This is a genomic window from Paenibacillus silvestris (assembly GCF_009882985.1).
Classification (GTDB): Bacteria; Bacillota; Bacilli; order Paenibacillales; family NBRC-103111; genus Paenibacillus_E; species Paenibacillus_E silvestris.
This window is the reverse complement of record NZ_WTUZ01000036.1, coordinates 78,033-100,076: the sequence shown is the minus strand read 5'-3', so window position 1 is coordinate 100,076 and position 22,044 is coordinate 78,033. Positions and strand designations below refer to the sequence as shown.

Below are 22,044 nucleotides of genomic sequence, written 5' to 3'. Positions count from 1 at the left end.
ATGTTATTATTCTATTGTTCGATAATTATCGAATTATTAAATTGGATGAGGAGGCGAATTTACGCCATGCAAAAGATACAGGAGAGAAACAATGAACAAGAGAGTAATGGTATTAAAAAAGAAGGAGTCGTTCTCTTTCTGCTCGGATTAACGATTGTACTTGTCATCATGAACACGATGATGTTCAACTTAGCATTACCAGATGTGGCCAAAGACTTCAAACTCACAGCGGCATCCACTTCATGGATCGTAACAGGTTATTCCATTGTATTCGCGATCTCATCTATTACTTATAGTCGGCTTGCCGATTTCGTTCCTATACGGAGACTTTTCGTCATCGGAATCTTGTCGCTAAGTATCGGGGCCATCATGGGATTATTCAGCAACAGCTTTGCTGTACTGCTCATTGTCCGCATTCTTCAAGCCTCCGGAGCGGGTTCAATTCCAGCCTTGGCATTAGTATTATTATCCCGTTACATTCCTTTGGAACGCCGGGGTAAGGCGATGGCCTTGATCATGTCATCGGTCGCGTTTGGCCTTGGCTTCGGACCTGTTGTAGGCGGATTTATCGTTGAATTTTTAGGCTGGCATCTGTTGTTTGTCGTGACGGCCATAACTTTGGTGCTAGTGCCTTTTTATATGAAGATGATTCCCAAAGAAGAACCACGCAAAGGCTCCTTCGATGCACTAGGCGCATTGTTTATTGGTATAGGTACTACTGGACTTCTATTGTTCTTAACGAACCATTCCATCATCGCGCTCTTAGCCGGGCTTGTCTCGATAGTTCTCTTTATAGTGCGCATTCGATCGGCAAAAGATCCTTTCGTACTTCCTTCGTTATTCGCGAATCGTTCGTTTCTTATTTTAGGCGCTGTGGGTGTAGCCGCGTATTTGTGCAGCTTCGCAACCCTGTTCCTTATGCCGCAAATTCTTGTTAAACAGTATCACTTAACTGCGATTCAAGCAGGTTTGGTCATTTTCCCTGGGTCAGCTCTTGCGATGATCATTTCCCGTAAAGTCGGTCGTATCATTGACTCGCGCGGCAATAGCTCAATCATCCGTTATACGCCGCTGCTTCTTCTGGCATCCGTGATCCTTTTCGCTTTGTTCGAGGGCATTTCGTTCTATTCCATTATGATCATCTACATGTTAATGAGCGTAAGCTATACGATCTTAACGAGCAGTATCTCCAATGAAATGTCGAGATTGCTGCTTCCATCCCAGATCGCATCTGGACTTGGGTTGTTTCAGCTTCTGCAATTTTTCAGCGGTGCATTTGGAGTTGCCGCAACGGCTAGTGCCCTTGTTTGGCAGAAGGATCTCCCACTAGCGCATGCTTACAGCAATATTTACTGGGGCCTTACGCTGATTGTGATTCTAGCCATCGTGTGTGCGATTGCTTACCTGCGGTCTACTTGGAGAAAAGCAGCACAGCCTGCCTAACATTCTTTAGAAAAATAAGGTTGGTCCATTGGTCTACTAAGACTAAGGACCAACCTTTTTGTATGTGAGTGGTATTTTCTACTCCCACTATTTGTTATAATGGCGAAGTCGTATAGATCAGTCATACTTGGAGGTCTTCAAATGCTGTATGAAAAGTTTAAAAAGGTTCTTATAAGTACTATGGTTTCGATCGTTTTCATGGTTACAGGATGTTCGCAAGAAACAGCGATTCGTACCGCTGCCACGCCATCACCGAGTGCAGTACCAACAGTTACATCAGCACCAACCGCTTCACCAGAACCATCCAACGCGAAGTTAATACCAGCGAAGATCGTGCGAGTAGTCGATGGGGATACCATGAAAGTTTCATTTAATGAATCGGGAAAAGTAAAAGAGGAGACAATCCGATTATTATTGGTCGATACGCCTGAGAGTGTAGACCCGGAGAAACCCGTTCAACCATTTGCTCTGGAAGCTTCCAAATTTGCAAAGGATACGTTAACGGATAAAGAGGTGCGTCTGGAATTAGACGTATCCGAGCGGGATAAGTATGGTAGGTTGCTTTGCTATTTATACATAGGGGATAAAATGTTCAATGAAATGCTGCTCGAAAATGGGTACGCCAGAGTAGCCTATATCTACCCGCCGAATGTCAAATATGTCGATAAGTTTCGTGACATCCAGAAGGCAGCGCAACTAAAAGGGGTCAACATTTGGAGTGTAGAGAACTACGCCCAAGAGGATGGGTATCATGAAAATGTCGTGAAAGCCAAACCAAGTGCATCAGCAGCTCCGACGGCTACTCCGACAGCAAAGCCGACAGCTGCACCTTCACCAACCCCGAAGCCAACGGCTACGAAAGAATCAAACGTTTATTATAACAACTGTACGGAAGCCAAAGCTGCCGGCGCGTATAATATCCACAGAGGTCAACCAGGATATAGTTCCAAACTCGATAGGGATAACGATGGGGTGGCTTGTGAGAAGTGATGCGGGCAAGCTTCAGAATGGCAAGAAAGGGCAGCAGATGCTGCTCTTTTTATTACTATTAGTTGTTGTAAACGAACATTACGTGTTATAAAATAACATTAAAAGGAGTGAGTCATGAAGATGTCTTTTCTAAAACCAAGACTGAACCGTATGTTCAGCAAGCAGGGGAAATGTTTTGATGTTGCTATTGATCACGGATTTTTCAATGAAATGACGTTTCTATCTGGCATTGAGAATGTGAAGAAAGCGATTGAAACCATCGTAGAAGCAGGTCCGAATTGTATTCAGCTCAGCATCGGTCAGGCGCGGCATCTCCAATCGATTCCAGGAAGCCAGAAGCCGGGGCTAGTTCTGCGTGCAGATGCAGCTAATGTCTATGGAAACGTGCTGCCTCATTTCTTATTCAGCGAACTCATACATAACGCGATTGAACAGGCCGTTCGGATGGATGCCGTGTCCGTCTGCGTCAATTTATTGCTTTTACCGAATCAGCCAGAACTTCATCACCAATGTGTGAAAAATATTGCGCTCCTCAAAACGGCGTGTGAGAAGTATGCCATGCCTTTGATGGTGGAACCACTCGTCATGATGGCGAACGCGGATAAGGGCGGCTACATGGTTGATGGAGATATCCACAAAATTATGCCTCTCGTCAGACAGGCGGTTGAGCTGGGCGCGGATGTGATCAAAGCAGATCCCTGTGAGCATGTCGAGGAATACGCGCGGGTGATCGAGATTGCTTCCGGGATTCCAGTACTCGTACGCGGAGGAGGCCGGGCAAGCGATGAAGAGATCATGACGCGAACGGTTGAGCTAATGAAACAAGGTGCTTCAGGCATCGTATATGGCCGCAACGTCGTCCAGCATCCGAATCCTGCAGGCATGACCCAAGCTTTGATGTCCATTGTTCATCATGAAGCAACCGCCGAACAAGCACTAGCACGGTTAAACCGCTAGATATTGTTATCAAAGGAGAATGTCTGCATGGCAAAAACAATCATTCGTTTCGGTGTGATCGGCTGCGGGCTCATGGGCAAAGAATTTGCAAGTGCCGCGGCTCGTTGGTGTCATTTGACAGAAGTTGATTTTGCCCCAAGCATTGTAGCTGTGTGTGATGCCAACCCTGCAGCAACGGCGTGGTTTCAAGAGCATGTACCCAGCGTGGAAGAAGCCTGCACGGATTACAAAGAGCTTCTTGCCAACCCGAGGGTTGATGCTATTTATTGCGCAGTTCCGCATAACCTGCATGCTCAAATTTATGTTGATATTATCAAGGCAGGCAAACATTTATTAGGCGAAAAGCCGTTCGGCATCGATCAAGAAGCGAATGAGCGGATTCAGCAAGCCATCGCAGATAACCCGAATGTGATTGTGAGATGTTCTTCGGAATTTCCATTTTTCCCGGGAGCCCAGCAGCTTGTGGCCTGGGTGGAGGCTCATAAATTCGGTCAAATCATCGAAGTGGAGGCGGGATTTTGGCACTCCAGCGATCTGGACCCCTCGAAGCCTATCAACTGGAAGCGAAGAATCGCTACGAACGGGGAGTATGGATGCATGGGCGATTTGGGCATGCATGTGCTGCATCTTCCGATGCGTTTTGGCTGGAAGCCCCAAACCGTTCGGGCACTGTTGTCTAACATCGTGCCGAACCGTCCAGACGGACAGGGAAATAGGGTCCCATGTGAGACTTGGGACAATGCTATACTCGCCTGTGATGTGCGAACAGAGAGTCAGCAGTTCCCAATGGTGCTGTCGATGAAACGAATCGCGCCAGGCCACGCGAACACATGGTTTATTCGCATAACAGGGACCGAATTCTCGGCCGAGTTTACGACGAAAAACCCGAAGCAGGTCGCTTATTTGCCCTATACGCCAGGCGGAGTTCAAGCTTGGCATGTCGCGGATGCGCCTTATAAGTCAGCGTATAGTACGATAACGGGAGGCATATTTGAATTTGGCTTCTCCGATTCTATTTTGCAGATGTGGGCTGCCTTTTGTGATGAGCTGGTACATCACCCGTCCCCTACACAGCCTTTCTACTGTGTCACACCAGAGGAAGCGGGCAGCAGTCACATGATTTTTACCGCTGCCCTGGCATCGAATCGAACAGGCCAAACGATGGCCATCGACTGGAGGAACTAATCTTGAGCGGGCGCCAAGCGGAAGTGATTGTAGCCGGACATATTTGTTTGGATATTATTCCCACGATTCATGGCAAACCGGCAAGAATGGATGCGTTGTTCGTTCCCGGCAAACTTGTGGATGTCGGCAAAGCCGTTATCTCGACAGGCGGCGCGGTATCCAATACGGGAATTGCTCTGCATCAGCTTGGCTGTCAAGTAAGTTTGATGGGGAAAGTGGGCCAAGATTTATTTGGCGAGACGATCCTTTCCATCTTGAATAAGTACAGTCCGACGTTAACAGAGGGTATGATTATAAGTCCGGATGCAAGCAGCTCCTATACAATTGTAATTAGTCCTCCGCAGACGGATCGTATCTTTCTGCATGCGACAGGGGCAAACGATACCTATTCGGCCGATGATCTTAGAACTGAGCAGCTGCTGGGGGCTCGTATATTTCATTTCGGTTATCCGCCGCTCATGCGCAGCATGTATATGAACACCGGGGAAGAGCTGATCTTGTTATTAAAAAAGGTCAAGGAACAAGGACTAACGGTATCTCTTGACTTGGCCAAACCAGATCCGGAGACGGAGGCTGGCTGTGCGGATTGGCGCAGTATTTTAACCGGAGCCTTGCCGTATGTAGATATATGTTTGCCTAGCTTTGAAGAGATTGTTTACATGCTGCATCGGGATCGGTACGAAATATGGATGAAAGAGGTTGGTTCAGGGGATTTGCTGACTTATGCGACAGGAGATTTCCTTTCCGAACTAGCTGAAGAGCTGCTGGAAATGGGAGCCGCCGTTGTTGGCTTGAAGCTTGGAGAACATGGCCTATACGTGCGTACGACCAAGGAAGTTAGCCGCTTATCTGCGATCGGACCCTGTTTGCTTTCGAAAGAGCTGCAAGCCAATTGGCTGGACAGCGAGATGATCGTTTCGTGTTTCCACGTTGACGCTGTAGGTACTACAGGAGCAGGCGATTGTACAATTGCGGGTTTTATATATGGTCTGTTGCAAGGGTTCGAGCTAGAAAAGACACTCCAGACCGCAGTAGGTGTCGGCGCGTTTAATGTGGAGCAGGCGGACGCTGTCAGCGGCATTCCCCATGGGAGCAAGGTTTGGGAACGGATGGATAACGGATGGAAGCAGCGTGAAATGAAGCTGGATTTGGCGAATTGGACAATGAATGGTGATCAGATTTGGATTGGACCACATCATAAGATAGCCGAAGGGGGCCGATAAGCGATGAAGAAAAGTGAAATCAGTCAAGCACAGTCGCGGGCTGCACAGATTCTGAAAGAAAGCGGCATTGTGCTGACGGAAGAGGAAGCTAGGAATATTGAAGTAGCTGATTTCGGTCTCGAGCAATTGGATGTACAGGGGCTTGAATTAGTGACCTATATCAATACAGATCGGTATTGCGCCAAAGAACTGGTTCTTTTTCCACGGCAAACCTGTCCAGAGCACTTACATCCACCAGTAGGTGAGGATCCCGGTAAAATGGAGACGTTCCGCTGCCGCCGCGGAAAAGTTTTTCTGTATGTGGATGGCGACGCGGCGGCGGGTAGCCTGAAAGCGATAATCCCCGCAGGAAGTGAAGCTTACTATTCGGTTTTTCACGAAATAGAATTGCATCCTGGTGAGCAATATACAATAAACCCTGGGATCAAGCACTGGTTTCAAGCAGGAGACGACGTAGCGGTCATTTCGGAATTTTCCAGCACCAGTCGAGATGAGTATGATCTTTTTACAGATCCTCGCATCATAAGGACGCCGCTCATGGAAGAAGAGGCATAAGTAGAAGACGGAGGCTTTAACATGCACAACCCAATTAATCCCCGGCAGCAGCTGATTCTGGATCACATGGCTGTTCAAGGTGAAGTGAGACTTGCGGAATTGAAAGAGATGTTCGACGTTACCGAGATGACGCTGCGCAGAGATATGGAGAAGCTCGAACAGTGGGGGCACATCAAGCGAACGTTCGGTGGCGCGATATTCGTCGGCCATGATATCGCCTTGCATGAACGGACAGGCGTTAATCTGGAAGAGAAGAAGCGGATCGGTCAGGTAGCGGCTCAGCTGATTCAGCCGGGAGATGCCATCTTCCTCGATGGAGGCTCGACAACCTTGCAAGTCGCTAGATATATACAGCCGAGCCTGAATATTACGGTTGTAACGAATGCGCTCAATATAGCTGCAGAGCTGCAAGGTAAGCAGATATCGACAATCGTGATCGGCGGCATGTTAGTAGACCAAACTTCAACCTTAGTAGGACCCGTTGCTATTGAAGCGTTGACCAAGCTGGCATTCAACAAGGCTTTCATTGGAACGACCGGTGTAACAGCTAAACATGGGTATAGCAATTCCAATATGTACGAGGCTGAGATTAAGCGTCTTGTCATAAACCAGGCAGCCGAAACTATGATGGTTATGGATCATTCGAAGTTCGGTAAACAGGATTTATTTTCATTCGCGAATCTGAATGCCGTTAACCGTATTGTTACGGATCAAGCCCCCGATGCAGCATTAATCGAGGCGTTTAAGGAAGCAGCTGTAGAAATAACAATTACTTAAAATTACTTAGTAACCGCAGTTCTTGAAAACTACTAGCCTAATGTGTGACAATAGGAGTGTTACATAAACGCATGAATAAGTTGGAAGCCTTGAAGGAGGATGTTTAACGCAATGAGAACGATGAAACTTGGTACAAGCAGCTTAGAAGTTCCGGTTATTGCAGTAGGCTGTATGAGGATTAATTCATTGGAAAAAAATGAGGCGGAACGTTTCGTCCAGTCAGCGCTGGATGCAGGGGCCAATTTCTTTGACCATGCAGATATTTACGGTGGGGGCACTTGTGAAGAGATTTTCTCCGAGGCCATTCATATGAACGATGATATTCGTGAGAAAATCATTCTGCAATCCAAATGCGGTATCCGCAAAGGGATGTTCGATTTCTCGAAAGAACATATTTTGGAATCCGTAGACAATATCCTGAAGCGCCTGAAAACCGATTATTTGGACATTCTGCTTTTGCATCGCCCAGATGCTTTAGTAGAACCGGAAGAGGTTGCCGAAGCGTTTGATCTTCTTGAAAGTTCAGGGAAAGTTAGACATTTCGGTGTTTCCAACCAAACGCCTATGCAAATTCAATTGTTGAAGAAATCGGTTAAGCAGCCGCTAGTAGCCAACCAATTGCAATTAAGCATCACGAACTCCACAATGATTTCCAATGGCATGAATGTGAATATGCTGAATGAATCCGCTGTGAACCGTGACGGCAATGTGCTGGATTATTGCAGACTGAACGACATCACGATTCAGCCTTGGTCACCATTCCAATACGGATTCTTCGAAGGCGTATTCCTTGACAACGAGAAGTTCCCCGAGCTGAATCTGAAAATTGATGAGATCGCGGAAAAATACGAAGTGAGCAATACGACGATTGCCATCGCATGGTTATTACGCCACCCAGCGCGGATGCAGCCAGTTACTGGCACGATGAACATTAACCGTCTATTAGATTGCTGCAAAGCGGGCGATGTCCATTTGACACGTCAGGAATGGTATGAGATTTATCGTGCTGCAGGCAATGTGCTTCCATAGGGATTAGTATCAATGAAAGACTTCCAGCGTGTGCTGGGGGTCTTTTTTTGCATGATAACGAAGAGAAGAAGAAGGTTTTTGGGTCATAATGGTGAACTATAGATTACTTTGAAGAATGGAGCTGTCTACATGAAAAGATTAGTGATAATAACGGTTGGCAAAACCCACAGCGGCAAAACGACATTTGCCAAAGCTTTAGAACAACAGCTGCCGGGCTCCTTGGTGATAGACCAAGATAATCATGCAGAGTTCATCAACACGTACTACAAGACTTTGCTTCCCAAGCAAGGACCAAATGCGATTAAGTATGCCATTACTCAAACAATCGTCAATTATGCGGTTAATCAGACCGATGCACATCTCATTCTATGCAACTCAAATCGCTCTCGCAAAGGCCGATTGGACATGCTAACGCATTTTCATAATCAAGGATTCGTGAGTGTCCTTATTCATTTTGATATCCCAGATCAGATCCTTCAGGCCCGAGTTGTGGAAAGTCAGCGCAGTAAAGCTATCTTCAGGAGTGCTTCAACGTTCGAGGAAGTACTGATTCGGCAACAGGCTGAATCTCATAAAGCGGGCATTGCTGACCCAACAGAAGGAGAGGCAGATCATCTTTTTGTAATCAAAAATTCAGAAGATGTGCAGTCCGTCATGCAATCCATTCTCCAGCTAGGTTGACCCGTGAGAAATGGTACAATGGCATAATGACTTAATGACTTACTTGGTGAAAGGTCGTAGAAATGCTCAATAGAAAAAATGCTTATCTGCTAATGGTACTCGTTACAATAGTTTTAATTGTGTACGTTATTTACGCCAACTTCGTTTTCGATACTCGGGCAACAGGATTCCTCAGCCGTAAAATGGAGCTTAAAAAAGCTTTGAATATCGCTGTCTGGCTGAAGGTGATGCACGTGCATGTCGCATTTGCTTGCTTGGCGATGATCGCGGGGGCGATAAATTTCTCCTCTTGGATCTTTAAGAAATACCGCAGGTTCCACCGGTTGAATGGTTATTTGTATGTCGTATCCGTCATGATTGTTGACCTCACGTCTGGTTACATGGCGCCTTATGCAACGGGTGGGAAGATCAGCAGTGTGGCTTTTAATTTATTGAATATCTTATGGTTGCTCATGACTATCATGGCGATTGTAAAAATCAGGAGAAAGCATGTGGACCAACATCGGAAGTGGATGATTCGAAGTTACGCATTTGTTTTTACGAATTTCTCCATTCATCTGCTGACTTCGTTCTTCCATAAGGGGTTTGGCTTGTCCTATGCGAACAGCTATACGATTAGTATATACAGTTCGATCATCTTGCTGCTCTTGGTGGGGGAAATGGTTATTCGAACATGGCCGAAGGCGAGAATATGACAAAGGTCACCTCGAAGCGATGACTTGATTCACTTTTGGAACACTCCCTTAAAGGTGATAATGAAGATAATAAATCCTTTAAGGGAGTGTTCAAATTATGAATTCAACTGTATCGATGATGATTTCGGCCTTGATTTTCTTTTTCATCCTGCGTGGTCAATTAAGTGGTATGAATAAGCCGCTCAAAAAATCCGGAATAAGCCTGCTGCTGCCAATCTTATATATCTCTACTTCATTCATGCAGTTATTCGATCCGTCGCTGCATATCCGCGAAGAGCAAGTCATTATTGCACTAGTGATTGGTATGGTTGTTTCGATACCCCTAATCCTAACGACTAACTTTGAAGTCCGTGACAATGGCAGCACTTTTATTAAGCGTAACAAAACGGTCTTCGTGCTGCTGATTGTGATCTTTGTACTGCGATTCCTTGTCGTAGCGACTATAAAATCAATTGATCCAAGCACACTAAGTTTTATGTGCAACCTCGTTACCTTCGGGTACATCTCGACTTGGCGCATTACAAGCTACTTGAAGTTCCGAGGCGTGAGCTCATCCAAACAGGCTATGATGAATGTTTAAAAACAAGGCAGCGCATTTAATGCGCTGTTTTTTTCTATTTAAGAACGGCTAGGTCTAGTTGAGGATGACAGCTTTTATTTTCGATACAGCATCTTCGATTTCTGATGGGTCATAGCGCAGAGCGTGTAATAATCCGCTGATTTCTCGCAGCCCTTGATGTCTTTTAACACGATGTTCGATGGTCGTATCTTCCGGAAAAGCGATTGCGTATTCTCTAAGCAGCAGCCTATAGAAGTCATCTCCCATATAACTTTGCGTTGCCAGATCTGTGGCCGGATCTCCAATATGCATCGCGCTAAAGTCAATAATCCCAGTTACTTGCTCGCAACATTCATCGGTTAAAATATTGCCGTACCATAAATCTCCATGGCACAAAACGATCGGATGCGTATAGAAAGCTTCATCTTCCAACGCTTCTTCCCACCAGGAAGCCAGCTTTAGCTGATCTCTCCCCATCAAAGCTTGGCTTAATAGATCTTGTGTATTTGCGCGTAACTCCCTCATATGAGCCTTGTTGTTTACTTCTTGCGGACAACTTGAAGGTAATGTATGGACGGGTATTTGATGCAATTGATTAATAAATTTCGCAAGTTGTTGGGCGATAGCAGGCAGATTGTCGGGTGAGAGTCTGTCAGGTTGAAGCGGGGTTCCCTTCAATTTCTGATAACTCATAATTCCCGTAGGGATTATGGAGGGATCATAGCTAATCGAAATTGGCAGGGGAATTTCAACTTCCAGCGAAGCACGAATTTGAGGCAAAAGCTGAACCTCTTTTGCATATTGACGAGCCGTTTCAACCGTTTTGGCAATCCGATAGATCGTTCCATCGTGCTGTTCAATCACGATACTCTCGAAACCTTCGCCTAGAACGGAGATGTCTTTCTTGTCTATGTTCAACAGAAGCAAGGCAGCATCCAGCAAGTCTGTCATACGAATTCACCTCTTTGCTCCATAGTTTAACATTCTCTGTACATCGTCTACTACCGCTTATCGCTTCATGCAGGAAATCAATTTGCCATAATCGAATGTACATGGGACGTATATCCACGAACACTCGAGAAGGCGGCTGAAACGAATGCAGATTAGTGGTCAAATGAAACGATTGCTGCTCATGAATGCAGCATCAACAGTTATATTTAGCTACATTGGTATTTTCGTCAATTTATTTATTTGGGAGAAGAACAACAATATTTCTGAGGTGGTTTGGTTCAATCTCATCATGTTTATCACCTGGACATTCGCGTTTGCGGTGGGATCTAGATTGTTAACCAAGTATACGACACGTGTGTTGATTCGCACGAATGCGGTCTGCGGCGGAGTCGTTTTTCTGCTTTTATCAGTGCTAGAGCTGGAAAATAGGCTGCTGTGGATCACGATTATCGCGATTCCAATCGGTATCATGTGGGGATTTTATGCCGCAGCGCAAAACATTACCTTGAGCGTGTACGGGAAAGGGAAGGATTTCGAGCAGTATTTTTCAATCGCCAATATCATCAATCAGGTCGTATCGATTATTAATCCGATAGCCTTTGCGCTCATTATCAAATGGATCGGATACTCGGGCTCCTTTTTATTGATGTTCGTGTTCGTGGCCTTGCTACTGACTGTTTCGTTCTATATCCCTACGATCACCCTCGCGGGTGAGTCCGAGCGATTATTTCGCGGGATCCAGTTTCGGCTCGTTTTTTCGACCAGTGCGCTGCGATGGATGGTTCCGTCACTCCTGGCGGCGGGCATATTTTTGCAATTTCAAGTGCTGTTTGCGTTGGTGTTTACCTTTTCGGTATCGGAAGATAAATTGGTCATCGCGATGCTTAATGTGCTGTATGCCTGCTTCGCCATCGGAGCTATGATGTTATATCGAAAGCTGAAGACACGTGAAGGGGTATGGCTTGCCATCGGGATGGTTTTTGTATCCGTCGGTATTCTTCTGCCGCTCTTGCCTAAGGCGCCTATCCTCATTATTTCCAATATCTTAACGACAATTGGGATGTTTTATTTTGGGACAGTTTGGAACACCAGACAGTTCCGGATTATTGCTAAGCAAACGGCCATCCAGCAAGCTCGGATTTTCTTATGGCGGGAATGCTTTTTGAATGCTTCGAGAATACTTTTGCTCATACTGGCTTTATCGGTAAAAGATCTTCACGGAGGCGCGTTTATTGTATTAATCATGCTGGCGCTTGTCTGCGCGTTAATGGTTCCGTATTTCTCAGGGAAGAGTACAGAAGCTTTCGAGCACCAGACAGAGTTAGAGGAGAAATAGCATGGATTTCTCGGCGTGCAATCGATGAAGTGCTCGCTGATCACAAGGACGGTTTGTTATATGGGTTTTGACGGATCATCTGAATGAGATTGCTGGTGGAAGCAGATAAAGGTTCATTTTTACGTGTACAGATGGCGATCGTATTTGTAAGATGAACTCCTTCCACATAAACTCTGGACAGCTCTCCACGATTGACATATTCGCGTACAACCAGAGATGACACGAAATTTGCGCCATATCCGGCAATAACGGCAGTAATAGCCTCATGCAGTCCGTTAAATTGCAATGAAATCGCGGGAACGGCAGAGTGATAGGTGCGGCATAAAGACAGCAATCTCTCGCGAGTTGAGCTGCCTTCTTCGCGCATGACAAAAGGTTCTTTCATCATTTCGGACAGCGTGACTTGCTGATTGGCATATTTGTGATTAGGAGCGACTACAAACCATAACTCGTCTTGAAACAATTCTTCGGTCAGAATGGTATCCGGATATGTCTCGGCTATTCCTCCATAAATTGCGATATCTACCTCTACATTTAAAAGCTGCTTCATGGCTCCGTTAGAATTGGTCGTATGAATGATCATTTCGACTTGTTCATATTGCTGCTTAAACTTCGCTATCCAAGTGGGAATGAGGAAGTGAGCGGGTAAATAGGTCGCGGCTAAACGAATACTTCCGTTCGTGCCATTACGGTAATTGTGGGCGAATTGCTCGATTTGCTGTTCGACTGCGAAAAGTCTTTTGGCTAGCAAAGTAAGTTCTTCGCCCGCATCCGTTAGTGCGATGCCTCTTCCTTGAGGTTTAAGCAGGAGAAGCTGCAATTCCTTTTCGAACTTTTTTATCTGTGCGGTGATGGCAGGCTGGCTTATATTTAAGAGTTCCGAAGCGCGTGTCACACTGCCTGTAGTCGCGACTGTATGAAATAAACGCAAGGCATGTAAGTTCATTTGTAATACTCCTTTTGCTTTGGATATATAGATTATAAGTATGATTCTCACATAAAGATATATTATTTATATGATTAGATTCGGACTATAATGAAGCCAGAAGGTAAAAGTAAAGAGGAGTGATAACGATGAACGCAACAAACACCTGGGAAAAAGTAGATCAGTATATTACAGAACGCCTGATTCCACATGACACTGTTTTGGAAAAATCTTTGGTTGCGAATCAACATGCCGGGCTGCCCGCTTATGATGTTTCCCCTACGCAAGGAAAGTTTCTGAACTTGTTAGCTCAAATGAAAGGTGCCAAACGGATTTTGGAAATCGGCACATTAGGCGGATATAGCACGATTTGGCTGGCGAGGGCACTGCCATCTGATGGAAAGCTAGTTACCTTGGAGCTAGACCCGGTTCATGCTCAAGTAGCGACGGCGAACATAGCTCACGCGCAATTGAGTGAACTTGTCGAGCTGCGAGTAGGAGACGCTTTGGAACAATTAGCCCAGCTGGATGATGAGGGAGTAGAACCTTTTGATCTCATATTTATAGATGCCGACAAACCTAATAATCCTAATTATTTAAAATGGGCGCTGCATTTCTCTCAGCCGGGGACAGTCATTATTGGAGATAATGTGATCCGTGATGGAGAAGTTATTAATGAGGGGAGTCAGGATCCCCGCGTTCAGGGAGTAAGGCAATTTTATGATCTATTGGCAGAGGAACCGAGGATTTCGGCTACGGCGATTCAGACGGTTGGCAGTAAAGGATATGATGGGTTTGTATTGGGGATTGTGAAGTGATGAGACCGGACATGGGATTTTCCATGTCCCGTTTTCTTGTTCTCGGGAGGAATTCAAGAAATTCGCGCGAATATCTTTGTAATGATTTGTTTGCATGATGCAACTATCAAATACGATTTTGAGTTTAAGGAGATTTTAGTGAGATGCTAGAACGCAATGTTTTATGGAAGCTTTGGGGAGTGTCGTTGTTATGGGGCTTTAATTATGTTGCAAGCGCCTATTTACTGCGAGATTTCTCACCCATTTTTTTATCATTCGCACGGCTCGTTGTTATGTCGCTCTTTTTAATATCTGTAGCAGTCATTAACAAATCTATAAGACGTCCAACTTCGCGGGAGTGGGGACTTCTGCTGTTTGCTGGTATTTTTGGAACATTATTTAACCAGTTGTTTTATTTTACGGGACTGCAGCATTCAACAGCGGGGAACGCAGCGCTCATTATTGCGCTTTCGCCCATTGCTACGCTGCTGTTATCACGTCTTTTTCTGAAAGAAGAAGTCACATGGATAAAGATCTCAGGATCTGTCGTAGCTCTAGTCGGAGTTGTGTGCATTGTCCTGTATGGCGGGAAGACACTGGGAATTTCTAAAGGCGATGTATATTTGCTGCTCGCTATGCTGGGGATGTCGATCAGTCTGTTGTTCATTCGCAAACTAACTAATGGCATGACCTCCTATGAGGTGACGATATATTCAACGGTCATTGGGACTATTCTTATGTCACCTGCCGTCGCAGTTGAAGCGTTTCAAGGACATCTTCATGCGAGCCATCATATGTTGACCTGGTTATTGCTGATCAGCGTAGCCGTCATTGGCCAAGGCTTGGCTGGTTTTTGGTGGAACCAGGGCATCGCCGTCGTCGGGCCGTCCACCAGCGCCATGTTTATGAATATCCCGCCATTTATCGCGATCATTGTGAGCTTCTTCCTGCTGGGTGATCCGATTCGAGCGGCTCAAGTAGGCGGTGGCGTTCTGATTCTGGCTGGCGTTATGATAGCTAATATGAAGCGTCGTCGTCAGCCTCGAGAGATTGGGGCGGGGATTAGCTAGCAGGGAAGCAGGCTTGGGAATGAGTCGGTAACAGGCACGCAGGTGAGGGAACAGATAAACAGGTGAGGGAACAGATAATAGTGAGGGAACAGACAAAAGTGAGGAAACAGGTAGGCAGATAGGCAGGCAGGTTGATAAGCAGTTGAAAAAACAAGCAGGTGCGAACGAGGCATCTGCTTGTTTTTGTTTGGATCTTCATTCATCCTCCCCGTGAAACTGGAGAGACAATTGGACAGCACGGAATTAGCGCCGATTTCTCCAGCTATTCCTAACGATTTACCTGATTTTTCCTGTTTAACTGGAATTTCTGGCGTTAATTTCATCAAATCTAGCAGATTTCGCTAGTTACTAGCGAAATAAATGGAGTTTCTACCGCTATTTCATTTATTGCGACTGAGCAGTGCAGAATAGCGGTAGTTTTTCCATCTATTTCAGCTGATGCCAAAGTAGGCGTGGTCGTGGTAATGGCCATGGCATGGCTTTGACTGTGACTGTGGTCTTTACTTTTCCTTTTTCCTTTTGCCGTGGACTCTGCCTATACCTTACAGTCGCGATCGCCACCACCATCGCCATCGCCTTCGTCATCGCCTGCGCCCCCGCCTCCGCCTCCGCCTCCGTCATCGCCCTTGCCCTTAAACCGTGATCGTTGCATGCGTCTTAACGTTGCCATCGTCATCATCTTCACCTATGTCTTACCTCCACCGCAACAGCTGCGGTCAGTCTCACTCACCACACAACCCCGAGCACAATAGGCGTTCCCTCCCGCAAAAACCGCATCCAAAGAAACTATTTCTTGGGAAATAATTCATAAATTTGCGAACGCGATGGTAAACAGATTTCGACACTCCTATTTCGACTGTAATTGCAATTATATGAAACTAGAATACTAGTATTAGCATTTTATTCCTTGGAAAAAGTGAGGAGATGGCGATATGGTAAATTTAGATTTAGAATTGGTATATAGTCCAAAACAGGTGCATGAGCATCTCCGAGTAAGTGACTCAAGCTTGCGCAAGTATGCAATGGCGCTTGAAGCGAGAGGCTACAAATTTCGTAAAGAGGATAATGGTAATCGGATTTTCACGCAACATGATATCGATATCTTTGAAATTCTGAAACAACGACTAGATGCTGGTCAAAGCATGAAGACTGCGGCAAGCTCAACGATGAACCATGTACGCAAGAACGTCCCAAGAACGGTACCCGTTCCTGTGGCGCCAGCGGCTCCTGTAGCGGGTCCCCCAGCGGTAACTGAGCGTTCTTCAGACGTTTTCAAACAGAAGTTTGAAGAGGGGTTTGCGGGGCTGCTGGAAGAACGCATCCATACTTCAATGAAACCACTCATAGATGGTGTGACTCAGCTAAGCGGTCTTGTAGCAGAACTGGCAAATCAGAATAAACAGCTGCTAAGCCAAAATCAAGAGCTGAGAACCATGCTTCCAGCTCCTCGGGACATCGAAGAAGAGAAACGTCAACAGCGTGAGATTGTAGATGAAGTGAAGGTGCTTCATGAAAAGCAGAAGAAGCTTGAGCAGCAGCATTATGAAGAACTCAAACGTCAAAATGAGGAAATTCAAAAACTCATTCCTCCTATGCCTGATATCGATAAAGAGCGCAGCGAGAGGACCAATGAGTATCTCACGATTCGCAGAATTAACCTGGCGCTAGAGAAGGAAGCGTACGAGCATTGGAATCGCAAGCCAGAGCATGAACGAATTCGGAAAATTGGCTTGTTCAAGAAAGAAGAAAACATTGAAGTGCGTAATCATTTTATCAAATCCTACATAGATGAATATTTTGAAGATCGGTTACGCCTTGAATTTGCACAATAAGATGAGGGAGCAAGCTGATTCTGTGAGTGAGAGCTCATGGACTCAGCTTGTTTTTTGTCTATTTCATCAACGACTAATTTTCTAGAATTAACAAATAATCCAAAAAAGATGATGTATAATAATTCCGTAAGTGGTTGCAATCATTTTATTATGCTTGAATTGGAGGTATCAGGATTCGTGAAAGAGGATAGGTCTCTCCTTGAAATATTGGCAGTGTCCGCGAAGTTAGGTGTAACTTCATTTGGCGGGCCGATTGCTCATTTGGGTTACTTTCATAATGAATACATACGCCGACGCAAATGGTTGAATGAGCAGGATTATGCGGATATCGTTGCCTTATGTCAGTTCTTACCCGGTCCTGCCAGCAGTCAGGTGGGCATTGCAATTGGCGTCATTCGCGCTGGAATGCTCGGCGGATTGATAGCTTGGCTTGGTTTTACACTGCCATCAGTAATTGCGTTGGTACTGTTTGCGTTATTGCTGCAAGGATTTGATATTGGCAGTGCGGGTTGGATTCATGGTCTCAAAATCGTCGCAGTAGCCATCGTCGTTCAAGCTATACTGGGCATGGGGCAGAAGCTTGCTCCAGACCGCAATAGAGCAACCATTGCTGTTCTTGTTGCAGCTGTCAGCATCCTGTGGCAAACTGCTAGTAGTCAAGTTCTGCTTATAGGAATTGCGGGAATTGTAGGGATGTTGTTATATAAAAATGCGACGGTTCCTAATACGGCGAGTCTCCACGTTCCCATTAGCCGAAGTATGGCTATTCTTTGCTTGAGTGTCTTCTTCAAACTTCTCATCCTGCTTCCCGTACTTCGGCCTATCGTTCAGGTAGAATGGCTATCTCTATTCGATAGTTTTTATCGGTCAGGGTCGCTCGTTTTTGGCGGGGGCCATGTCGTTCTCCCCATGCTAGAAAGGGAAGTCGTCCCGACAGGGTGGATTAGTAAATCGGACTTTCTAGCGGGTTATGGTGCCGCTCAAGCTGTGCCAGGACCGTTGTTCACCTTTGCAGCGTATTTGGGGACAATGATTAGCGGAGTGAAAGGTGCCGTTATTGCTACGACGGCTATTTTTCTTCCAGCGTATCTTTTAGTTGTAGGGGCGCTGCCCTTCTGGCAGACTTTGCGACAAAGTGCAAAAGTCCAAGGAGCATTAATCGGCATTAATGCAGCGGTTGTTGGTATTTTACTTGCTGCGCTATATAACCCGCTTTGGACAACGGCTATACTAGCCCCTGTTGATTTTGTCCTGGCAGCGATTCTGTTTTTGATGCTCGTTTTCTGGAAGCTGCCGCCTTGGATCGTCGTAATTTCGGGAGCCATAGGCGGAATTCTGATTAGTTGAAAGTATGCCTTCTTCCTCAATGGAAAGAGGGCTTTTTGGCATTTGCAAATTTTCAGATATTTAACTTGATTACGCATCACATTTAATCTAGATTTTACAGGCCTATTGTAAACTAATTATTGTGAAGACCAAGAATGAGATGGACGAGCTATTCTAACATAATGGGAGGCTGAACGTATGGGAATCCATGCCTATTTTAGGTCTTTAAATGATTTAGAAAGAATTATTCGCTGCCCGGGAAAGTTCAAATTTGAGGAACACAGTGTCGCAGCTCACTCTTGGAAAGTCGTACAATACGCCAAAACCCTTGCAGATATAGAGGAGAAAAACGGCGCTAGCATTGACTGGAAAAAGCTTTATGAAATTACAAGCAGCCATGATTATGGTGAAATATTTATCGGAGATATCAAAACGCCTGTCAAACACGCATCCCGTGAACTTCGTTCATTGATTCAAAAGGTGGAAGAAGGAATGGTATATAACTTTATTGAAGAGCAGATTCCTGAGGAGTTTAAAGAAATTTTCCATCATCAGCTTCGCGAGGGCAAAGATAATTCGATTGAAGGTTTAATTCTAGAGGTTGCAGATAAAATGGATCAAGTCTATGAAGCATTTGCTGAACTTCAAAAGGGCAATACGGAGAAAGAATTTGTTAAAATGTACCGTGAGGCATTAATAAAAATAAATACGATCCCTTTACATTGTGTTGATTATTTTTTGAAAAACATCCTGCCGGATATGGTGAATGACGAAATTACTTCATCGGTTGATATCAAAAGAATCACAGAAGAAGCTTTGTCTTATCGTGAACATAGGTGAGAAAGTGTTATTGTCATTTTCACATTTAAAGGTTTTTGATAGGTGAGAGGCGAACTAGTCGATGATTAGCCATTCTTATCATCATTGGAGGGAATACGTTGAAATTACATCTTTTTCACGCGCTGTGGGGCATGACAGGTTCGCTTAGCGAGCAGTTGAATCGCGCCAAGCAGCATGGCTACGAGGGAATTGAAGCGCCTATGCCAAGCCAAGAGCAGCAAAATGAATTTATGGAGTTGTTAAGCGAGCTGCAACTGGCTTATATTCCTCAGATTTTCACATCCAATAATCATGAAGAAACGTTTCAAGAGCAAGTCGAGCGGGCGAAGCAATTCTCACCTGTGCTTATTAATTCTCACAGCGGAAAAGATTTTATGTCAGAAGATGAGCAGAACCGCTTTTTTGAACATGCGCTGCGCGTGGAGAAAGCCGCGGGTATTCAAGTGGCGCACGAAACGCACAGAGGACGCATAATGTTCACTCCCAAAGCAACTGCAAGCGTACTCAAATTGTTTCCGGAGTTGAAAATCACAGCAGATTTCAGCCACTTTACGTGCGTATGCGAATCCATGCTGTCCGATCAGCAAGAGGATCTTAATCTGATTAAGAGCAGGGCTTTGCATGTTCACGGAAGAGTTGGCTTTGAGGAGGGACCGCAAGTGCCGCACCCGGCAGCTCCTGAATATGCCCATTATCTGCAGCAATTCGAGACATGGTGGGATGAAATGCTGCACAATGCAATCATTCCTACGCAGCCTTTTGCTACATTTACCCCTGAGTTTGGCCCACCAGGCTATATGCCGACATTACCTTTCACGCGTCAACCTGTTGCGGATCTCTTCCAAGTGAACCACTGGATTGCTGAGCGCATTAGGAATACATACGAAGGTTAATAGGGAAGTCACCAGCAATCGCTATAGAATCATCAAAGGCCTTAGTCATCCCCTGGTTGGGTGGACTAAGGTTCTTTCATGCCGACAGGAAAGGATTTATAGCAGCCATTGTCGAAACAAATGAGGATCTAAGGACGAACAGGGAAGTTGGGGACTGCATGTTCAAATGGCTGTTTATCAACAGAAGCATTCGCACCAAAATTGTATGGAGCAGCGTTCTCATTTCCTTAATCCCTATGCTTGTGCTTTCTTTAATCTTTTATCAGACGAGTACCCGTTCCTTAGAAAACACGATGGTTCGAAGCTCCGACCAAAATGCAGAGTATTTATCTGGGTATTTGGACCAGTATTTCACTAATATTTCTTCTTCTGCCCTACAAATCTACGGTTTTGCCCGTATCCTCAATCTGATGGAGCATGGTGCCAACTATAATGATGCAGACATCATCAATGTAAGAGAATCCATTAACAATTATGATTTGCTGATTCAAAATAAAAATAAAGATATCATCAAAATTATGATTTTCGGTAAAAATAATGTGTTGGAAGATTCATGGTCCAGGGCGGCAAGTTATGAATCGATTCTATTTGATGCGAGCATTCCTCACTATAAGGACATGCTCGATTTGCCGTTTCAGCAATCTTTGATGTTCACGTATAAGGACGTATCGTTGCAGCAGGATTTTTTCGTGTATTCACTATCGATTTATGATCCTTTTTATAGAACGAAATTCGGCTCGTTGGTTTTTTATATTCAAAATAAAGAACTGACGAAGATGATCGAAGCGAATAATCAGTCTCCGAACATTATCGTCTTACAGAATTCGGACGGTGAAATTTTTTATCAGACGAACGGTAATTACTCGGACAGTGTACCCAAATACAAAGTGCCGGGCTCCGAGTCAAAAAATAATCCAAAGGCAGTTAGTTTTATCAAAAAGCAGGATCTGCTGGTTAGCTCCTCCTATCTCGATAATGGGAATATCTCGCTGTCGATCGTGTATCCAAATCCGGAGCTGGCGCATAATCGCAGAAATATACTGGTTATTACAGTAGGCACATTTGTTTTCGTTATGCTGAGCATCTTACTTTTGTCAATTCTAGCGCAGCACTATATAACGCGACCTATTAAACAGCTCGGCAAAGCGATGAGATTTGTTAGAAACGGGAATTTTAATATGACTTTGCAGCAGAATGATTATTATCGAGATGACATTTCTGAGTTGACGCGAAATTTTAATTTTATGACGGATACCATTCAGAATTTAATTGAACAGAAATATGAAATGCAGCTGCGCAATAAAGAAGCGCAAATTCTTGCCTTGCAGATGCAAATCAATCCGCATTTTCTATTTAATACCTTACAAACGATTGGCGGGAAAGCCGTTCTAATTGGCGAATACGAGATTCATGAGATGTGCAGAGCACTGGGAGATATGTTCCGTTATAGCTTCTATGAAGGGAATATGGAGTCTACGATCGGTCATGAGCTTACGCATGTTAATAATTATTTATACATTCAGCAGCTTCGATTTGAGGAATTACTAGAGGTAGAGTTTGACGTTTCGACGGATCTTTTGGACTGTTCGATTATCCGATTCGTGATGCAGCCGATTATTGAAAATGTCATCATTCACGCATTAGGTAAAAAGGCAGAAAGTCAACTTCGTATAAGCGTCGGCGTGGCGCGGGAAGCGAATTCCGTCCTCCTGACGGTTCGGGATAATGGTCCGGGCATTGATATATCGAAGCTTGTGGCGCTGCAATCCAATCTAGCCCATAAGTCATCTGAAGTATTTTCCGGTGTGTCGATTGGACTTAAAAATGTTCAGGAGAGAATACGTCTCGTTTATGGCGATCCCTACGGATTGGCGATAGACAGTAAGCCTGGAGAGGGAACGACGATTCGTATTCAGATTCCGTACAAGAAGCGGGGCGATGAGCTGTGTATAAAATAATGGTGGTGGATGACGAAACCTG

At 45.0% G+C, this 22,044-nt stretch carries 22 protein-coding genes; 19 read left to right on the top strand and 3 right to left on the bottom strand.

The window, feature by feature from the left end; translation table 11 throughout:
- Nucleotides 1-66: 66 nt before the first annotated feature.
- From GQF01_RS27605 to GQF01_RS27555, 11 genes are all read left to right on the top strand, one after another.
- On the top strand, nucleotides 67-1,443 hold the full coding sequence (locus tag GQF01_RS27605; protein WP_161410171.1) for an MFS transporter: 1,377 nt from the start codon (nucleotides 67-69) through the stop codon (nucleotides 1,441-1,443).
- Between the two features lie 141 nt (nucleotides 1,444-1,584).
- Nucleotides 1,585-2,433, top strand: coding sequence for a thermonuclease family protein (locus GQF01_RS27600; protein ID WP_235960559.1), 849 nt, complete (start codon nucleotides 1,585-1,587; stop codon nucleotides 2,431-2,433).
- A gap of 120 nt (nucleotides 2,434-2,553) precedes the next feature.
- Entirely contained in the window at nucleotides 2,554-3,390 is an 837-nt protein-coding gene (locus tag GQF01_RS27595; RefSeq protein ID WP_161410169.1) for a class I fructose-bisphosphate aldolase, read from the top strand.
- Nucleotides 3,391-3,417: 27 nt separating this feature from the next.
- Entirely contained in the window at nucleotides 3,418-4,575 is a 1,158-nt protein-coding gene (locus tag GQF01_RS27590) for a Gfo/Idh/MocA family protein (protein ID WP_161410168.1), read from the top strand.
- Nucleotides 4,576-4,577: 2 nt separating this feature from the next.
- The gene (locus tag GQF01_RS27585; protein ID WP_161410167.1) at nucleotides 4,578-5,798 is read left to right on the top strand and encodes a carbohydrate kinase family protein; all 1,221 of its coding nucleotides are present in this window, start codon (nucleotides 4,578-4,580) and stop codon (nucleotides 5,796-5,798) included.
- A gap of 3 nt (nucleotides 5,799-5,801) precedes the next feature.
- Nucleotides 5,802-6,353, top strand: a complete 552-nt coding sequence (locus GQF01_RS27580) for a D-lyxose/D-mannose family sugar isomerase (RefSeq protein ID WP_161410166.1) — start codon at nucleotides 5,802-5,804, stop codon at nucleotides 6,351-6,353.
- A gap of 21 nt (nucleotides 6,354-6,374) precedes the next feature.
- Complete coding sequence (locus GQF01_RS27575; RefSeq protein WP_161410165.1) at nucleotides 6,375-7,130, top strand: DeoR/GlpR family DNA-binding transcription regulator; 756 nt, start codon at nucleotides 6,375-6,377, stop codon at nucleotides 7,128-7,130.
- Nucleotides 7,131-7,241: 111 nt separating this feature from the next.
- On the top strand, nucleotides 7,242-8,159 hold the full coding sequence (locus GQF01_RS27570) for an aldo/keto reductase (RefSeq protein WP_161410164.1): 918 nt from the start codon (nucleotides 7,242-7,244) through the stop codon (nucleotides 8,157-8,159).
- Between the two features lie 129 nt (nucleotides 8,160-8,288).
- Nucleotides 8,289-8,840, top strand: a complete 552-nt coding sequence (locus tag GQF01_RS27565; RefSeq protein WP_161410163.1) for an ATP-binding protein — start codon at nucleotides 8,289-8,291, stop codon at nucleotides 8,838-8,840.
- Between the two features lie 62 nt (nucleotides 8,841-8,902).
- A complete protein-coding gene (locus GQF01_RS27560) occupies nucleotides 8,903-9,535 on the top strand; it encodes a DUF2306 domain-containing protein (RefSeq protein ID WP_161410162.1) in 633 nt (210 codons plus the stop codon).
- Between the two features lie 97 nt (nucleotides 9,536-9,632).
- Nucleotides 9,633-10,115: a CcdC protein domain-containing protein gene (locus GQF01_RS27555; protein ID WP_161410161.1), complete on the top strand. Its 483-nt coding sequence runs from the start codon at nucleotides 9,633-9,635 to the stop codon at nucleotides 10,113-10,115.
- Between the two features lie 54 nt (nucleotides 10,116-10,169).
- Here GQF01_RS27555 and GQF01_RS27550 read toward each other — a convergent pair whose 3' ends face one another.
- Nucleotides 10,170-11,045: a phosphotransferase family protein gene (locus GQF01_RS27550; protein WP_161410160.1), complete on the bottom strand. Its 876-nt coding sequence runs from the start codon at nucleotides 11,043-11,045 to the stop codon at nucleotides 10,170-10,172.
- 145 nt (nucleotides 11,046-11,190) lie between these two features.
- Here GQF01_RS27550 and GQF01_RS27545 point away from each other — a divergent pair, with 145 nt between their 5' ends.
- Nucleotides 11,191-12,381: an MFS transporter gene (locus tag GQF01_RS27545; protein WP_161410159.1), complete on the top strand. Its 1,191-nt coding sequence runs from the start codon at nucleotides 11,191-11,193 to the stop codon at nucleotides 12,379-12,381.
- 40 nt (nucleotides 12,382-12,421) lie between these two features.
- On the opposite strand, the gene GQF01_RS27540 is transcribed toward GQF01_RS27545, so the two are convergent.
- The gene (locus tag GQF01_RS27540) at nucleotides 12,422-13,327 is read right to left on the bottom strand and encodes a LysR family transcriptional regulator (RefSeq protein ID WP_161410158.1); all 906 of its coding nucleotides are present in this window, start codon (nucleotides 13,325-13,327) and stop codon (nucleotides 12,422-12,424) included.
- Nucleotides 13,328-13,455: 128 nt separating this feature from the next.
- On the opposite strand from GQF01_RS27540, the gene GQF01_RS27535 reads away from it, so the two are divergent.
- Together GQF01_RS27535 and GQF01_RS27530 are read left to right on the top strand one after the other, a co-directional pair.
- Nucleotides 13,456-14,124 carry an O-methyltransferase gene (locus GQF01_RS27535; protein ID WP_161410157.1) on the top strand — a complete coding sequence of 223 codons (669 nt, stop codon included), beginning with the start codon at nucleotides 13,456-13,458 and terminating at the stop codon, nucleotides 14,122-14,124.
- Nucleotides 14,125-14,267: 143 nt separating this feature from the next.
- The gene (locus GQF01_RS27530; RefSeq protein ID WP_161410156.1) at nucleotides 14,268-15,173 is read left to right on the top strand and encodes a DMT family transporter; all 906 of its coding nucleotides are present in this window, start codon (nucleotides 14,268-14,270) and stop codon (nucleotides 15,171-15,173) included.
- A 535-nt stretch (nucleotides 15,174-15,708) separates the two neighbouring features.
- On the opposite strand, the gene GQF01_RS36035 is transcribed toward GQF01_RS27530, so the two are convergent.
- Nucleotides 15,709-15,858 (bottom strand): hypothetical protein, encoded by a 150-nt coding sequence (locus GQF01_RS36035; protein WP_202556746.1) that lies wholly within the window; start codon nucleotides 15,856-15,858, stop codon nucleotides 15,709-15,711.
- Nucleotides 15,859-16,105: 247 nt separating this feature from the next.
- Here GQF01_RS36035 and GQF01_RS27525 point away from each other — a divergent pair, with 247 nt between their 5' ends.
- The 5 genes from GQF01_RS27525 (at nucleotide 16,106) to GQF01_RS27505 (ending at nucleotide 22,022) form a co-directional block, all read left to right on the top strand.
- Nucleotides 16,106-17,005: a hypothetical protein gene (locus GQF01_RS27525; RefSeq protein ID WP_161410155.1), complete on the top strand. Its 900-nt coding sequence runs from the start codon at nucleotides 16,106-16,108 to the stop codon at nucleotides 17,003-17,005.
- A gap of 177 nt (nucleotides 17,006-17,182) precedes the next feature.
- Nucleotides 17,183-18,352 (top strand): chromate transporter, encoded by a 1,170-nt coding sequence (locus tag GQF01_RS27520; protein WP_328803548.1) that lies wholly within the window; start codon nucleotides 17,183-17,185, stop codon nucleotides 18,350-18,352.
- A 177-nt stretch (nucleotides 18,353-18,529) separates the two neighbouring features.
- Complete coding sequence (locus tag GQF01_RS27515; RefSeq protein WP_161410153.1) at nucleotides 18,530-19,171, top strand: YfbR-like 5'-deoxynucleotidase; 642 nt, start codon at nucleotides 18,530-18,532, stop codon at nucleotides 19,169-19,171.
- Between the two features lie 98 nt (nucleotides 19,172-19,269).
- Nucleotides 19,270-20,064, top strand: a complete 795-nt coding sequence (locus GQF01_RS27510; protein WP_161410152.1) for a sugar phosphate isomerase/epimerase family protein — start codon at nucleotides 19,270-19,272, stop codon at nucleotides 20,062-20,064.
- A gap of 158 nt (nucleotides 20,065-20,222) precedes the next feature.
- Entirely contained in the window at nucleotides 20,223-22,022 is a 1,800-nt protein-coding gene (locus GQF01_RS27505; protein WP_161410151.1) for a sensor histidine kinase, read from the top strand.
- Nucleotides 22,023-22,044: the final 22 nt, after the last annotated feature.

Excerpts from the sequence above, each read along its gene's own strand:
- GQF01_RS27535 (WP_161410157.1), top strand. The coding sequence starts at position 13,456 with ATGAACGCAACAAACACCTGGGAAAAAGTAGATCAGTATATTACAGAA.
- GQF01_RS27560 (WP_161410162.1), top strand. The coding sequence starts at position 8,903 with ATGCTCAATAGAAAAAATGCTTATCTGCTAATGGTACTCGTTACAATA.
- GQF01_RS27565 (WP_161410163.1), top strand. The coding sequence starts at position 8,289 with ATGAAAAGATTAGTGATAATAACGGTTGGCAAAACCCACAGCGGCAAA.
- GQF01_RS27590 (WP_161410168.1), top strand. The coding sequence starts at position 3,418 with ATGGCAAAAACAATCATTCGTTTCGGTGTGATCGGCTGCGGGCTCATG.
- GQF01_RS27555 (WP_161410161.1), top strand. The coding sequence starts at position 9,633 with ATGAATTCAACTGTATCGATGATGATTTCGGCCTTGATTTTCTTTTTC.
- GQF01_RS27550 (WP_161410160.1), bottom strand. The coding sequence starts at position 11,045 with ATGACAGACTTGCTGGATGCTGCCTTGCTTCTGTTGAACATAGACAAG.
- GQF01_RS27580 (WP_161410166.1), top strand. The coding sequence starts at position 5,802 with ATGAAGAAAAGTGAAATCAGTCAAGCACAGTCGCGGGCTGCACAGATT.
- GQF01_RS27505 (WP_161410151.1), top strand. The coding sequence starts at position 20,223 with ATGTTCAAATGGCTGTTTATCAACAGAAGCATTCGCACCAAAATTGTA.
- GQF01_RS27540 (WP_161410158.1), bottom strand. The coding sequence starts at position 13,327 with ATGAACTTACATGCCTTGCGTTTATTTCATACAGTCGCGACTACAGGC.
- GQF01_RS27530 (WP_161410156.1), top strand. The coding sequence starts at position 14,268 with ATGCTAGAACGCAATGTTTTATGGAAGCTTTGGGGAGTGTCGTTGTTA.
- GQF01_RS27575 (WP_161410165.1), top strand. The coding sequence starts at position 6,375 with ATGCACAACCCAATTAATCCCCGGCAGCAGCTGATTCTGGATCACATG.
- GQF01_RS27525 (WP_161410155.1), top strand. The coding sequence starts at position 16,106 with ATGGTAAATTTAGATTTAGAATTGGTATATAGTCCAAAACAGGTGCAT.
- GQF01_RS27600 (WP_235960559.1), top strand. The coding sequence starts at position 1,585 with ATGCTGTATGAAAAGTTTAAAAAGGTTCTTATAAGTACTATGGTTTCG.
- GQF01_RS27570 (WP_161410164.1), top strand. The coding sequence starts at position 7,242 with ATGAGAACGATGAAACTTGGTACAAGCAGCTTAGAAGTTCCGGTTATT.
- GQF01_RS27605 (WP_161410171.1), top strand. The coding sequence starts at position 67 with ATGCAAAAGATACAGGAGAGAAACAATGAACAAGAGAGTAATGGTATT.
- GQF01_RS27595 (WP_161410169.1), top strand. The coding sequence starts at position 2,554 with ATGTCTTTTCTAAAACCAAGACTGAACCGTATGTTCAGCAAGCAGGGG.
- GQF01_RS27545 (WP_161410159.1), top strand. The coding sequence starts at position 11,191 with ATGCAGATTAGTGGTCAAATGAAACGATTGCTGCTCATGAATGCAGCA.
- GQF01_RS27515 (WP_161410153.1), top strand. The coding sequence starts at position 18,530 with ATGGGAATCCATGCCTATTTTAGGTCTTTAAATGATTTAGAAAGAATT.